The organism is Caulobacter sp. 602-1, from assembly GCF_003931565.1.
Classification (GTDB): domain Bacteria; phylum Pseudomonadota; class Alphaproteobacteria; order Caulobacterales; family Caulobacteraceae; genus Caulobacter.
The window spans coordinates 1-294 of the sequence record NZ_RRYI01000115.1 but is presented as its reverse complement, the minus strand read 5'-3'; the positions used below and the strand labels follow the sequence as shown (position 1 = coordinate 294).

Sequence of the window (294 nt, the reverse complement as noted above, 5' to 3'; positions counted from 1 at the left end):
AATAGTCTCGTGAGAGACTGGAGAAGCATCCTTAGAAAGGAGGTGATCCAACCGCAGGTTCCCCTACGGATACCTTGTTACGACTTCACCCCAGTCGCTGACCCTACGGTGGTCGCCTGCCTCCTTGCGGTTAGCGCAGCGCCTTCGGGTAAAGCCAACTCCCATGGTGTGACGGGCGGTGTGTACAAGGCCCGGGAACGTATTCACCGCGGCATGCTGATCCGCGATTACTAGCGATTCCAACTGCATGCTCTCGAGTTGCAGAGAACAATCCGAACTGAGACGACTTTTAGG

Annotated in this window: 1 rRNA gene; it reads right to left on the bottom strand. The window is 55.8% G+C overall.

Annotated elements, in window-relative coordinates:
• Positions 1-35: 35 nt before the first annotated feature.
• A 16S ribosomal RNA gene (locus EIK80_RS25495) occupies positions 36-294 on the bottom strand; the annotation flags it as partial.